The sequence below is a fragment of the Sphingopyxis bauzanensis genome (assembly GCF_002205675.1).
Taxonomy (GTDB): domain Bacteria; phylum Pseudomonadota; class Alphaproteobacteria; order Sphingomonadales; family Sphingomonadaceae; genus Sphingopyxis; species Sphingopyxis bauzanensis.
The window spans coordinates 870,785-883,893 of the sequence record NZ_NISK01000001.1; the positions used below are offsets into that span (position 1 = coordinate 870,785).

Annotated in this window: 15 protein-coding genes; 5 read left to right on the forward strand and 10 right to left on the reverse strand. The window is 64.7% G+C overall.

Annotated elements, in window-relative coordinates:
* Nucleotides 1-62 precede the first annotated feature (62 nt).
* Complete coding sequence (prfB, locus tag CDQ92_RS04255; protein WP_088440111.1) at nucleotides 63-1,190, forward strand: peptide chain release factor 2; 1,128 nt, start codon at nucleotides 63-65, stop codon at nucleotides 1,188-1,190.
* On the forward strand, nucleotides 1,190-1,909 hold the full coding sequence (locus tag CDQ92_RS04260) for a class I SAM-dependent methyltransferase (RefSeq protein ID WP_088440112.1): 720 nt from the start codon (nucleotides 1,190-1,192) through the stop codon (nucleotides 1,907-1,909). The genes prfB and CDQ92_RS04260 overlap by 1 nt, the downstream gene beginning before the upstream one ends.
* Nucleotides 1,910-2,004: 95 nt before the next feature.
* Here the strand turns inward: CDQ92_RS04260 and CDQ92_RS04265 are convergent, their stop codons facing one another.
* The 8 genes from CDQ92_RS04265 to CDQ92_RS04300 are packed head-to-tail and all read right to left on the reverse strand — an operon-like array spanning nucleotide 2,005 to nucleotide 7,766.
* Nucleotides 2,005-2,370, reverse strand: coding sequence for a DsrE family protein (locus CDQ92_RS04265; protein WP_088440113.1), 366 nt, complete (start codon nucleotides 2,368-2,370; stop codon nucleotides 2,005-2,007).
* On the reverse strand, nucleotides 2,358-3,107 hold the full coding sequence (locus CDQ92_RS04270) for a HesA/MoeB/ThiF family protein (protein ID WP_088440114.1): 750 nt from the start codon (nucleotides 3,105-3,107) through the stop codon (nucleotides 2,358-2,360). The genes CDQ92_RS04265 and CDQ92_RS04270 overlap by 13 nt, the downstream gene beginning before the upstream one ends.
* A gap of 1 nt (nucleotide 3,108) precedes the next feature.
* Nucleotides 3,109-3,648, reverse strand: a complete 540-nt coding sequence (gene dut / locus CDQ92_RS04275; RefSeq protein WP_088440115.1) for a dUTP diphosphatase — start codon at nucleotides 3,646-3,648, stop codon at nucleotides 3,109-3,111.
* Nucleotides 3,620-4,882 (reverse strand): bifunctional phosphopantothenoylcysteine decarboxylase/phosphopantothenate--cysteine ligase CoaBC, encoded by a 1,263-nt coding sequence (gene coaBC, locus CDQ92_RS04280; protein WP_088440116.1) that lies wholly within the window; start codon nucleotides 4,880-4,882, stop codon nucleotides 3,620-3,622. The genes dut and coaBC overlap by 29 nt, the downstream gene beginning before the upstream one ends.
* A 4-nt stretch (nucleotides 4,883-4,886) precedes the next feature.
* Nucleotides 4,887-5,183, reverse strand: coding sequence for a CcdB family protein (locus CDQ92_RS04285; protein ID WP_088440117.1), 297 nt, complete (start codon nucleotides 5,181-5,183; stop codon nucleotides 4,887-4,889).
* The gene (locus CDQ92_RS04290; protein ID WP_088440561.1) at nucleotides 5,183-5,443 is read right to left on the reverse strand and encodes a type II toxin-antitoxin system CcdA family antitoxin; all 261 of its coding nucleotides are present in this window, start codon (nucleotides 5,441-5,443) and stop codon (nucleotides 5,183-5,185) included. The genes CDQ92_RS04285 and CDQ92_RS04290 overlap by 1 nt, the downstream gene beginning before the upstream one ends.
* Nucleotides 5,444-5,487: 44 nt before the next feature.
* Nucleotides 5,488-7,032, reverse strand: coding sequence for a 2-polyprenylphenol 6-hydroxylase (gene ubiB / locus CDQ92_RS04295; RefSeq protein ID WP_088440118.1), 1,545 nt, complete (start codon nucleotides 7,030-7,032; stop codon nucleotides 5,488-5,490).
* Complete coding sequence (locus CDQ92_RS04300; RefSeq protein ID WP_088440119.1) at nucleotides 7,029-7,766, reverse strand: class I SAM-dependent methyltransferase; 738 nt, start codon at nucleotides 7,764-7,766, stop codon at nucleotides 7,029-7,031. The genes ubiB and CDQ92_RS04300 overlap by 4 nt, the downstream gene beginning before the upstream one ends.
* 94 nt (nucleotides 7,767-7,860) lie before the next feature.
* On the opposite strand from CDQ92_RS04300, the gene mutM reads away from it, so the two are divergent.
* From mutM to dnaA, 3 genes are all read left to right on the forward strand, one after another.
* Nucleotides 7,861-8,673: a bifunctional DNA-formamidopyrimidine glycosylase/DNA-(apurinic or apyrimidinic site) lyase gene (gene mutM / locus CDQ92_RS04305; RefSeq protein WP_088440562.1), complete on the forward strand. Its 813-nt coding sequence runs from the start codon at nucleotides 7,861-7,863 to the stop codon at nucleotides 8,671-8,673.
* 188 nt (nucleotides 8,674-8,861) lie between these two features.
* Nucleotides 8,862-9,125, forward strand: coding sequence for a 30S ribosomal protein S20 (gene rpsT / locus CDQ92_RS04310; RefSeq protein ID WP_088440120.1), 264 nt, complete (start codon nucleotides 8,862-8,864; stop codon nucleotides 9,123-9,125).
* A gap of 503 nt (nucleotides 9,126-9,628) precedes the next feature.
* Nucleotides 9,629-10,987: a chromosomal replication initiator protein DnaA gene (gene dnaA, locus CDQ92_RS04315; protein ID WP_088440121.1), complete on the forward strand. Its 1,359-nt coding sequence runs from the start codon at nucleotides 9,629-9,631 to the stop codon at nucleotides 10,985-10,987.
* 252 nt (nucleotides 10,988-11,239) lie between these two features.
* Here dnaA and CDQ92_RS04320 read toward each other — a convergent pair whose 3' ends face one another.
* Together CDQ92_RS04320 and trpS are read right to left on the reverse strand one after the other, a co-directional pair.
* A complete protein-coding gene (locus CDQ92_RS04320; protein ID WP_088440563.1) occupies nucleotides 11,240-11,935 on the reverse strand; it encodes a DUF4136 domain-containing protein in 696 nt (231 codons plus the stop codon).
* Nucleotides 11,936-12,099: 164 nt separating this feature from the next.
* Nucleotides 12,100-13,098, reverse strand: coding sequence for a tryptophan--tRNA ligase (trpS, locus tag CDQ92_RS04325; RefSeq protein WP_088440564.1), 999 nt, complete (start codon nucleotides 13,096-13,098; stop codon nucleotides 12,100-12,102).
* Between the last annotated feature and the right edge of the window lie 11 nt (nucleotides 13,099-13,109).

The window sequence follows — 13,109 nt, forward strand, 5'->3', positions numbered from 1 at the left end:
ATGCTTCCCCTGCGGCCGCAGACGCCGTAAGGGCGGGTTCAACATATTTCAGGAGCAAGGACATGCGCGCCGAAGCGCAGGATCATATCGACAAGATTGGCGCCGCGCTGGCGCTGCTGCGGCGCTTCCTCGACTGGGACCGAGCGGTGCGGCGGCTCGACGAGCTCAATGCCAAGGTTGAGGATCCGACCCTGTGGGACAGTCCCAAGGCGGCGCAGGAAGTGATGCGCGAGCGGCAGCGGCTGGACGCGGCGATCGCCGCAACGCGCGCGATCGAAACGGAATGCGCCGACACCACCGAACTGATCGAACTCGCCGAAATGGAAGGCGACGAGGCGATGGTCGACGAGGCGGTTGCCTCGCTGGCAACGCTTGCGGCGCGCGCCGAGGAAGACAAGATCCGGGCGTTGCTCGCGGGCGAAGCCGACGCCAACGACGCCTATGTCGAAGTCCACGCCGGCGCCGGCGGCACCGAAAGCCAGGACTGGGCCGAAATGCTCCAGCGCATGTACAGCCGCTGGGCGGAAAAGCGCGGGTTCAAGGTCGAGCTGGTCGAATATCAGGCGGGCGAACAGGCGGGGATCAAATCGGCGACGATGCTGGTCAAGGGCGAGAATGCCTATGGCTATGCTAAGACCGAAAGCGGCGTCCACCGCTTGGTTCGGATCTCGCCCTACGACAGCTCGGCGCGCCGCCACACCAGCTTTTCCAGCGTCTGGGTCTATCCGGTGATCGACGACAATATCGACATCGAGATCAACGAAGGCGACCTCAAGATTGACACCTACCGCGCCTCGGGCGCGGGCGGCCAGCACGTCAACACGACCGATTCGGCCGTGCGTATCACCCACATTCCGACCGGCATCGTTGTCGCCAGCCAGAATGACCGGTCGCAGCACAAGAATCGCGCGACCGCGATGGGCATGCTGAAGGCACGCATGTACGAGGCCGAGCTGCAAAAGCGCGAGGCCGCGGCGTCGGGCGAATATCAGGCGAAGACCGAAATCGGCTGGGGCCACCAGATCCGCTCCTACGTCCTCCAGCCCTATCAGCTCGTCAAGGATCTGCGCACCGGCGTCACTTCGACCGCGCCGGGCGACGTGCTCGACGGGGCGCTCGACCCGTTCATGGCCGCGGCGTTGTCGCAGAAGGTGACCGGCGAAAAGGTCGAGGTCGAGGATATCGATTGATGAAGCGATCCGCCGCCGCCTTGCTCGCGTTGCTCCCGCTGCTTGGCAGCTGCGACGCGCCATGGGATGACAGCGGCGACCGCGCAGCCACCGCCCGCGAATTTCCGCCCGCCGACCGGCCGGTGGCGCCGACCGTCTCGACGAAATGGTCGACGGAAGAGGCGCGCGACCGCGTCAACGAAGCCGAGGATGTGATGGACTCGGCCGATGTCCGCCCCGGCATGACCGTCGCCGACATTGGCGCGGGCGACGGCTATTACACCGTGCGCCTCGCGCAGCGGGTCGGCGCGGGCGGGCGCGTGCTTGCGCAGGACATCATCCCCGAAGTGATCGAGCGGCTAGCCGACCGTGTCGCGCGCGAACGGCTCGACAATGTCTCGCTCAAACTCGGCGCGGTCGATGATCCGCGCTTGCCCGCGGCCAGTTTCGACCGCGTGTTCATGGTCCATATGTATCACGAAATCGGCGAGCCCTATGCCTTCCTGTGGCGGCTGCGACCGGCGCTGCGCGCGGGCGGGCAGGTGATTGTTGTCGACGGCGATCGCCCGATCGCCGACCACGGCACGCCGTTCCGCCTCCTTGTGTGCGAGTTTCAGGCGGTGGGATATAAGCTGGTGTCCTACGACGACAAGCAGCATGCCGGGGGCTATCTGGCGCGCTTCGTGCCGAGCGGGAAACGACCCGAGCCCGACGCGATTACGGTGTGCGATAATCCGTGAAATAATCGTCGCCCCCGTGAAGGGGGGCCGCTCGTTTTACTCGGCTTGTACAGGAACGTCCGCTAGGGGCCCCGCCTTCGCGGGGGCGACGCTTTCTAATAAACCACCAACCGGTCCGTATCGCCCATCTCGGCCATAAAGCTCACCAGTCCGCCGCTGCGCGCCTGCGGCACCAGTTCGTTTGCCGTCATCCCGATCAGCGCCATGCCGGACTGACAGACGGTCAGCTTTACATCCATCGCCATCGCCTCGGCGATCAGCGATACCAGATCGGGCTGCCCCGCGCCGCGCCGCGCCGCATCGCCGGCAAAGGCGACGGGAGTGCGCAGCAGCGCCGCCGCGGGTCCTTGCAGGAATATCCGCGCCGCCCGCCCGAGCGCCGCGGCCGCGGCCGCCGTCTCGAGCGCGGCGTAGAAATGCTCGCCATCGGCCGACGCAATGATGATGCTCAGCCCCGGCATATCGGACACTCCGGATCCTTGGCGACGGCAACCTCGCGCCAGCGTCGGTCGAGCATGTCGATGATCGCCAGCCGCCCGGCCAGGGCCAAACCCCAGCCGGTTAGCGCGCGCACCGCCTCCAGCGCCGCCATCGTCCCGATCATCCCCGCGAGCGCGCCCATCACTCCGGTCTCGGCGCAATTGAGCCCCTCTTGGTTGGGATCGTCGCCGACCAGGCAGGCGTAACAGGGGCTGCCCGCGCGCCAGCCCTCATACAGCGCGACCTGTCCCTCGAACGCCCCGATCGCGGCGCTGAGCAGTGGGATCTGCAAGGCTACCGCGGCGCGGTTGACCGCAAGCCGGGTGGCGAAATTGTCGCAGCCATCGAGGATCAGGCTCGCGCCGCCCAGCAAAGCCGAAGCGTTGCCGATATCGAGCCGTTTCGCGACCGCGACCGCCTCGACATGCGGGTTGATCCGCTGCGCGGCATCCGCCGCCACCGCTGCTTTGGATGCGCCGATGTCGGCATCGATGAACAGCGGTTGGCGCTGCAGGTTCGAAAGCTCGACGACATCATCATCGATGATTGTCAGTCGGCCGACCCCCGCCGCCGCCAGATAGGTGATCGCAGGACAGCCGATTCCGCCCGCCCCGACGACGGTGACATGCGCGGCCTTCAGCTTCGCCTGTCCGGCACCGCCAAAAGCGGGCAGAATGATCTGGCGCGCGTAACGGTCGAGTTCGGCGTCGCTGAGCAAGCTACTCGCTCGATCGCCGGGTCCTGATGCCCGACAGCGACGCAAGCCCCTCGGCAGCGGCGGTTTCGTCAACGGGTTCGCTCTCGATACCGGTCGACCCGAACCCACCCGCGCCGCGCGACGTTTCGTCGAGCGTCGTGACCTCGGCAAAGGTCGCACGCTGGACGGGTGCAGGAACCAGCTGCGCGATGCGGTCGCCCCGTTTCACCTCGAAATTATCCTCGCCCAGATTGGCCAGAATCACCTTTACCTCGCCGCGATAATCGCTGTCGATCGTCCCCGGCGTGTTGAGGCACGTGATGCCATGCTTGAGCGCGAGCCCCGATCGCGGGCGCACCTGCACCTCATACCCCGCAGGGATCGCCATCGCGAACCCGGTTGCGACCGCATGGCGCGTGCCGGGGCGGATCGTCAGCGATTCGGCCGCGACCACATCCATCCCCGCCGCGCCTTCGCTGGCATAGGCGGGCAGGGGCAGTCCACCGCCATTGGGCAGGCGCTGGATGCGAATTTCAATCGGACTGGCGGGGGCTACGCGCATCGAGCTCATCGGCGATCTTTTCCATCAATTTGCGGGCGACGGCGGCTTTCGGCAGTCGGTCCCAGCTGTCTATCCCGTCTTTGCTAACGATATGCACCCGGTTGCTCTCGCCGCCCATCGGGTCGGCGGCGACGTCGTTGGCGACGATCCAGTCGCACCCTTTGCGCGCCAGTTTTGCCTCGGCATGCGCGATGACATCGTTGGTTTCGGCGGCAAAGCCGATCAGCAGCGTGGGGCGCTCGGCGCTCGTGGCGACACCGGCAAGGATGTCAGGATTCTCGGCCAGCGCGAGCGGCGGGACGGCGCCGCTGCGGTCCTTCTTGATCTTCTGGCCCGCGGGGTCGGCGGCGCGCCAGTCGGCGACCGCGGCGACCATGATCGCGGCGTCGACGGGCAGGCCTTGCCGCACTTCTTCGGCCATTTCGACTGCGGTCTCGACATCGACGCGGATGACGCCCGGCGGGGTGGGCAGCGGCACGGGTCCGGCGATCAGCAGCACCTCGGCCCCCGCCGCCGCGGCGGCCTCGGCGATCGCAAAACCCTGTTTGCCGCTCGACCGGTTGGCGATGTAGCGCACCGGGTCGATCGGCTCGTGCGTCGGCCCGGCGGTGATCAGAATGCGGCGACCATAGAGCGGACGGTGTTTCGCGGGCGCGAAATCGGGCTGGCCAGCCAGAGGCCGCACCGAGGGGGCAGTTGCCAGCGCGTCCTTGATCGCGTCTTTGATCGCCGCCGGTTCGGGCAGCCGCCCCGGCCCAAATTCCCCGCACGCCATCTCACCCTCGTCCGGTGCCATCACCGTCACCCCGTCACAGCGCAAGGTTGCGACATTGCGCTGTGTCGCGGGGTGCAGCCACATGCGGACATTCATCGCGGGCGCGGCGAGGACGGGCTTGTCGGTCGCGAGCAGTAGTGTGGTGGCCAGGTCGTCGGCGATCCCCGCCGCCATCTTGGCCATCAAGTCGGCGGTCGCGGGCGCCACGACGACCAGATCGGCCTCGCGCGATAGCTGGATATGCCCCATCTCGACCTCGTCCTTCAGGTCGAAGAGATTGGTGTAAACCTTGTTCTCGCTGAGCGCCGCCAGCGTCAACGGCGTGACAAACTGCTCGCCCGCGCGGGTAATGACGCAGCGCACGACATAGCCCGCCTTACGGAGTAGGCGGACAAGCTCGATGCTCTTGTAAGCGGCGATGCCGCCACCGATGATCAGCAGGATGCGGGGTTTGGTCATAGCGTCAATAACCGGCGAGAAGCATGTCGAGGGCGTTCAGGATTTCGTAGCGCTGGTCAGCGAGCGACGCGATTTTAGGTCCCAGATCGTCTATTCCGACGGCGGATGCCAGCGGGGTTGCGAGCAAATGCTGCTCCCCAGAAATCGCGAAAACGGGATGCAGCCGATCCATTTTTGGTTTGCCCTCCGACGGCAAGAGCGGAATGACAAAACGGGTACCGAAATGACCGAAGAGGTCGGCTTGGCAATCAAGCAATAATGCACCGTCGTGCGGACTGCGGTGGACGTCGAACTGTGCCATCAAAACTGCCGATATTTTGCAAGCGGCAGGCCATTTTCTCGGACATAATCGTTCCACCATTCGATCGCAGCGCGATTTTCTTCCTGCCATTCGGCTTCGCGCGCCTTCTTGACCCCGGCGGCGAGCCCCGATTGGCAAGCTTCACTGACATTGATACCAAGTCGCTTGGCTTCTTCGACCAGATCGACGCTGAGCGATACATTGGTGGGCTTTTTCGGGATCGCTCTTTTTACCGCTTCAAAACGTGCTGGACGGCCCATCGCCATTCTCCTTGCGCATAAGATATGCACATTTGGATTTGGATTCAACCCAGCCAGTTGAGCGCCGCAGCCCCCGCCGCGGCGCCCGCTACCGCGGTCAGCGCGTAGCGCCACCATCGCCGCGTTTCGCCCTTCTCCCACATCAGAGGGACATCGGGCAGCGGCGGCGCGGGCGGGGCGGCGCCCTTGCGCGGCAATTGCGCGTCAAGGCGGCGAATGATGTCGGGGATCAGCGCCAGCGTCTTGCCCTGTTCGCGAATACCGTCGGCGAGCGCGGCTTCGGGGCCGAGCTCGTCGCGGATCCATTCCTTCACGAACGGGCCCGACACGTCCCACATATTGATCCGGGGGTTGAGCATCGTCGCGACCCCCTCGACCATCACCATCGTCTTTTGCAGCAGCAGCAAATGCGGCTGCGTTTGCATGTCGAAATCGCGGGTAATCGCGAACAGCCCGTCGAGCATCTGCCCGACCGACAGCTCGCTCACCGGTTTGCCGCGCATCGGCTCGCCCACCGCGCGCAGCGCCGTCGCGAACTCCTCGACGTTGTGATAATCGGGGACGTATTGGGCCTCGAAATGAATCTCGGCGACGCGGCGGTAATTGCCGGTGGTCAGCCCGTAAAGGATTTCGGCGAGCCAATAGCGCGCCTGCCGATTGATCCGCCCCATGATCCCAAAGTCCACCGCGGCGATCGTGCCATCGGCCTTCACGAACAAATTGCCCTGGTGCATGTCGGCGTGGAAAAACCCCTCGGCGATTGCCTGACGCAGAAAGGCGTGGACCAGATTGCCCGCGAGCTTTTCCATGTCATGCCCGGCCGCGATCAGTGCGTCGCGGTTTGAAATCTTGATGCCGTCGATCCAGTCGAGCGTCATCACTTTGCTCGTCGTGCGGTCCCAGTCGATCGCCGGTACTTCATAGGTCGGCACCCCGACCATCGCGTCCTTGAGTTCGGACGCCGACGCAGCCTCGCGGCGCAAGTCGAGCTCGCGCAAGGTCCAGCGCCGGAAATTGGCGATCACCTGGCGCGGCCGCAGCCGCGTCGCTTCGCCGCCCAGCCCCTCGAGATGTGCCGCCGCCCATTCATAGGTTTCGATGTCGCGCGCGAATTGCTTGTCGATGCCGGGGCGGCGGATCTTGACCGCCACTTGGCGGCCCTCGGTGGTGACGGCGCGATGGACCTGCGCGATCGACGCCGACCCGACCGGGACGGGATCGAATTCGCGGTAGAGGCTTTCGAGCGGCACCTCGAACGTCGCCTCTATCTCTTGGCGAATGCGCTCGAAGGCGACGGGCGCGAGCGCGTCCTGCAAACTCAGCAAGTTGCGCGCGGCTTCCTCGCCAACCAGATCGGGGCGCGTCGCGAGCGTTTGTCCCAGCTTGACTGCTGCGGGGCCGATCGCCTGGAAGGCGGCAGCATAGTCGGGGATTTTCGGTTGAACCGTGCCGAACCGCGCGATCCGGCACAGCCGCTTCACCCCCGGCGGAGTCTGCGGTGCGGTCTCGATTCCGCGCAGCGCGCCGTGGCGCGCGAGGATACGGCCCCACTTCAGCAGGCGCAGGATATGGGTGACGGGACGGGTCAAGCTTTCCACCCGCTGTGGATCGCGACCAGCCCGCCCATGATCGGCTCGACCTTCACTGCGGTGAAGCCCGCCGCGCCGATCATCTTCGCAAATTCGGGCATCGGCGGGAAACGGCGGATCGATTCGATCAGATAGCGATAGCTGTCCTCATCCTGCGCGATCAGCTTGCCGAGCTTGGGCACCAGATGATGCGAGTAAGCGTCATAGGCCTGCGCGAAGCCCGGCCATTGGTTGGTCGAAAACTCCAGGCAGAAAAAGCGCCCGCCATAGCGCAGCACTCGGTGGGCTTCTTTCAGCGCCGCGGGAATATCGGTGACGTTGCGGATGCCGAACGCGATCGTATAGGCATCGAAAAACTGGTCGGGGAACGACAGGATCTCGGCATTCTGCTCGCTCCACACCAGCGAATCCACACCGCGCTCCGCCGCTCGTTCCATGCCGACGCCCAGCATGTCGGGGTTGATGTCGGCGACGGTAATGCTGGCGCCGAACGGCTCCATGCGAAACGCGATGTCGCCGGTGCCGCCCGCCATATCGAGAATCGCCTCGCCCGCGCGTGGTTTGACCCGGCGCACAAAGCGGTCCTTCCAGAGCCGGTGCATGCCCCCTGACATCGCATCGTTCATGATGTCATATTTGCGCGCGACGCGGCTGAAAACCTCGCCGACCTTGGCAGTCTTCTCGGTTGCAGGAACCTGTTCATAGCCAAAGCTGACGGTATCGGGAGTGCTCATGGGGTCGCGCCTTGAAGCGGAGAGAAACGAAGTTGCACCGGCCTTTAGCCAAGGGTTGAAGCGCAGGCAAATGGCGCGTAGCCCGATGCGCGATATGCCCGAGCTGCCCGAAGTCGAAACCACCGTCCGCGGCCTGACGCCGCACCTGACCGGCCAGCGGCTGGTGCGTGTCTCGACGCTGCGCCCTGACCTGCGCCGTCCCTTTCCCGTCGACCTTGCGCAGCGGCTCACTGGATCGATCGTCACTGGCCTGTCGCGCCGCGCCAAATATGGCATCATCGCCACTGACCGCGGCGATCATATGATCTTTCACCTCGGCATGTCGGGCAGCTGGCGGATCGGCAATGGCGAGCCCGGCAAACATGATCATTTGCTCATCGACACTACGGCGGGCCAACGGCTGATGTTGCACGATCCGCGCCGCTTCGGCTCGGTTGATCTGGTCGCGGGTGATCCGCTGACCAACTTTCCCGCCTTTGTGACGCTCGGTCCCGAGCCTTTGTCCGATGCTTTTGACGTTTCCTATCTTGCGCGGGTGCTCGCGGGGCGTCGTGCGCCGATCAAAGCGATGTTACTCGACCAGACCGTCGTTGCAGGGCTCGGCAATATCTATGTGTGCGAAGCGCTCAACATGGCGCGCATCGCGCCCACCCGCGCCGCCGGCGATGTGTCGCGGGCCAAGCTCGCGGCGCTCGTCCCCGCGATCAAGGCGGTGCTTGAAGCGTCGATCGCCGCGGGCGGCTCGACCCTGCGCGATTACAAACAACCCGATGGCGAGCTCGGCTATTTCGCCAAGGACTGGCGCGTCTATGGTCGCGAGGGTGAGGGGTGCGAATGCGGCGGGAGGATTGCGCGGATCGTCCAGAGCGGCCGCTCGACCTTCTCTTGCCCGAAATGCCAGCGCTGATGCGGGAGCTTTTCCGCAAAAGCCATTGACCAACCGGGTCAGTCTGGCTATGCGCGCACCCTTCGAGCAGGGTCCGGGTTACCGGAACCGGCCGTATCCGGACATTGATTCGCTGCACTCGCGCGATTCGGCTGCTCCGGTGACGCTGCGCTCCGACTGACTTACACCGTTTGGAAACCGAGGAATTTATGGCCAATACGCCGCAGGCAAAAAAGCGCATCCGCCGCAACACCGCGCGCACCGTCGTGAACAAGAATCGCGTCTCGCGCATCCGTACGCTGGTGAAGAAGGTCGAAAACGCGATCGTCGCGGGTGACAAGGACGCTGCGGCGACCGCGCTGAAGGCCGCTCAGCCCGAAATGGCACGCGGCGTTGCCAAGGGCGTGCTGCACAAGAACACCGTCGCGCGCAAATTCTCGCGCCTGACCAAGAGCGTGAACGCAATCGCCTGATTGCGCTTGTCCCGAAAGGGAACAAAAAAGACCCGCCGGCATCGCGCCCGCGGGTCTTTTTTTGTGCCTCCGATTGTGACCGGACGATGGCAAATGTGTTGCAGCGCGGTAAGTAGCGGATATAGGGCGATTCGTTGATCTGCAACCGGAAGGTCATATATAAGTACTTGAAAACATTGACGAAAACATGGCTATCGCGCAATTCCGCGACCCATGTCGAGTCAAGATTTTTATTTCAGTATTTTTACACCACCGCCCCTTGCTCGACTCGCTTCGCCCTGACTAGACAGGTGCGTCGTCGGCCATCGCCGGTGGCCGCCACATCGACATGATTCGCACTTCTTCGGGCGCTTGATCCCGGAAAGGATGCTTGCGTCTGCGCGCAAGCGACGACTCGGCGTGTGGAGCGGCCACGCGAAGGTTTGAGGACGGGGGATCAGCGGGGGCGGTGTGGCGTGACAGAGAGCGGTAGACTTCATGGTGATGATGCAAGGGATGGAGCGATGAGCGGTGACGCTGCGGCGCTCTGGCCGCGCGTCGCCGAAGGCTTGCGCCGTGACCTCGGCGTGCGCACCTTCGACCATTGGCTAAAGCCCGTGCGCTTTGGCGATTATTGCACGCTGTCGGGGGTGGTGACGCTGGAAACCGCCAGCCGCTTTTCGGCGAACTGGATCAACGAACGCTTTGGCGATCGGCTCGAACTGGCGTGGCGTCAGCTGCTGCCCACGGTGCGCGGCGTCACCGTGCGCGGCGGTACCGGCGCGAGCGACCGCGCGGCCATCCTCGCGAGCCCGCCACTGCCGACCTTCGACACCCCGGCAGCGCCGACCCTGTCGGTTCCGTCGCCCTTCGATCCGCGGCTGTCGTTCGACCGCTTCGTCATCGCGCGCAGCAACATCCTTGCCGCCAACGCCGCGCGCCGCATGGCGATGATCGAAGCGCCGCAGTTCAACCCGCTCTACCTTTGCTCGGGGACCGGGCAGGGCAAGACGCACCTGCTCCAGGCGATCGCGCAGGATTATGCGGCGGCGCACCCGACCGCGACGATCATCTTGATGTCGGCCGAAAAATTCATGCTCGAGTTTGTCGGCGCGATGCGGGGCGGCGACATGATGGCATTCAAGGCGCGGCTGCGCGCCGCCGACCTGCTGCTGCTCGACGATCTGCAATTCGTGATCGGCAAAAATTCGACGCAGGAAGAGTTGCTCCACACGATCGACGACCTGATGACCGCAGGCAAGCGCCTGGTGGTCACCGCCGACCGCCCGCCTTCGATGCTCGACGGGGTCGAGGCGCGGTTGCTGTCGCGGCTGTCGGGCGGGCTGGTTGCCGACATCGAGGCGCCCGAGGATGATCTGCGCGAACGGATCATTCGCCAGCGTCTCGCGCTGATGCCGATGCTCGACGTCCCCGATGATGTCGTCGCTTATCTGGTCAAGCATTTCACGCGCAACATCCGCGAGCTTGAGGGCGCGCTCAACAAGCTGCTCGCCTACGCGGCGCTCACGGGGACGACGGTGGACTTAAGGCTCGCCGAAGACCGGCTCGCCGAAAATGTCCGCACCGCGCGCCCGCGGATCACGATCGACGAGATCCAACGCGCGGTCTGCGCCCACTATCGGCTCGACAAGTCCGAAATGGCGTCTAAGCGCCGCGTCCGCGCGATCGCTCGCCCGCGTCAGGTCGCGATGTATCTGGCGAAAGAACTGACGCCGCGCTCCTATCCTGAAATCGGGCGCCGCTTTGGCGGGCGCGATCATAGTACGGTGATCCACGCGGTGCGCACGGTCGAGGCGCTGCGCGTCGCTGACAGCGAACTTGACGCCGAGATCGCCGCGATCCGGCGCAGTTTAAACAGCTGATCCACCGGGTTATGCCGGGTTTATCCCCGGGTTTATTCACAGCGCTTGGAGCCTCGCGCCTATCGTCGTCCCCGTGCAGGCGGGCGCCGGCAGCGGCCTTTCCCAGCGTCGCCGCGTAAACCGACAGCGACCCCCGCCTGCGCGGGAGCGACGGTTGGTTCGGTCGCACCCTCGACATTGCCCCACGCCCCAAGACAAAAAGACCCGCCTTTCGTTCGAAAGGCAGGCCTTTGTCATCAACTGGCAGCAACCTCACCCCTTCTCGGGCGGTGCCACCGTAATCCGTACCCGCTCGCCCGAATTGCCGGGGAAGCCGGTGAACATCGCCTCGACCAGGTTGGGGACGATCGTTTGCAGATTATTGTCGCGCGACTGCGCCTCGGCATGGCCTTCGAACAGGCGCGAGCCGTCGGCGGCGCGGTTGATCTGCAGATTGAGGCCGCTGGTATAGACGGTATAGCTGCTGACGTCGTTATAGCCGCCGAAGCCGGGCCCGAAACCACCCCACAGGAACGGGTCGCGATAGCCGTAAACATAACGGCGCCCGCCACGACCCGTGACGATCACCGGGCGATAGAAACCGCGGCCATAATAGCCGCCGTAACCGCCATACCAGGGGTCGCCAAAGCCGGGGCTCGACACGACGCGCTCGCGCCCCTTGTCGACGCCATAGTCCATGCGCACGACCAGATCGGCGCTTTCACCGGGGGCTGCGGGGCGATAGCCGTAGCGGGTCAGTTCGCCCGCGACCAGATTGGCATATTGGCTGAACTCTATCCCGCCAGCGAGCGCCGGGTTGCCGGACTCGACGACAAAGCTTTGGCCCTGCGGCGAGGGCAGCTGCGTCTGAAAGCGAGCGACATCGGCCTTGAACGGCGTCGCGCAACCGGCGAGCGCCAGCGCCGCGCCGGTCATGGCGGCGAGGCCCAGGTGGCGAAGGTTGAACATGCTCATCATGGTGGCTCCGTAAATTCGTCGGCGCACAAAGGTCGCGCCCTTATCCCCTAGACTAAGCCGCAACGGCTTAACCTTGGTTGAACCCGGTTTATCGCAGCCTGGTTCCAAAACAAGGTATCGAGTGTCGCCGCCAATTAGCAAGCCCGGTCAGGAATTTAGCGACACAGCCCGAGCGCCGCATAAGCCGCGTCGATCGTCGGGCGCGCCAGCGCCGTCGCACGGGCCGCGCCATCCTCCAGCGCCGCATCGATCGCCGCCGGATCGGCCTTAAGCGCGGTCAGCCGCGTCGCGATCGGCCGCAGGCTTTCGACGAGCAGCTCGCCGAGTGCGGGCTTGAACGCGCCGAAACCCTGCCCGGCAAAGCGGGTCAGCACTTGGTCGACGCTTTCGTCAGTCATCGCGGCATAGATCGACACCAGATTTTTCGCCTCCGCGCGCCCTTCCAGCCCTGCGGCCTCCGACGGCAGCGGTTCGGCATCGGTCTTTGCCTTCCGAATCTTCGCCATAATCGTGTCGGCATCGTCGATCAGATTGATGCGGCTCGCATCGCTCGGGTCCGATTTCGACATTTTGGCATTTCCGTCGCGCAGGCTCATGATCCGCGCCGCGGTCGGCGGGATCGTCGGTTCGGGCAGAGTGAAGGTCTCGGTCCCGGTGTCGAGGTTGAATTTGGTCGCGATGTCGCGCGCCAGCTCGAGATGCTGTTTCTGGTCGTCGCCGACCGGCACATGCGTCGTCTGGTACAGCAGCACATCCGCCGCCTGCAGCACCGGATAGGCATAAAGCCCGACGCTGGCGCCTTCGCGGTTCTTGCCCGACTTTTCCTTGAACTGGGTCATCCGGTTCAGCCAGCCGATCCGCGCGGTGCAGAACAATAGCCAGCCAAGCTCGGCATGCGCGGGGACGCGCGCCTGATTGAACAGGATCGCTTTCGCCGGGTCGATCCCCGCGGCCATCAGCGCCGCCGCCATCTCGCGCGTGTTCGCGGTCAGCTCGGCGGGATCATTATGGACGGTGATCGCGTGCAGGTCGGCCAGGAAATAGAGCTTTTCACCCGGCATCTCGTCCTGCATCCGCACCCAATTGCGGATCGCGCCGAGATAATTGCCTAGGTGCAAATTTCCGGTGGGCTGAATGCCCGATAACGTCCGCATCATATCTATCC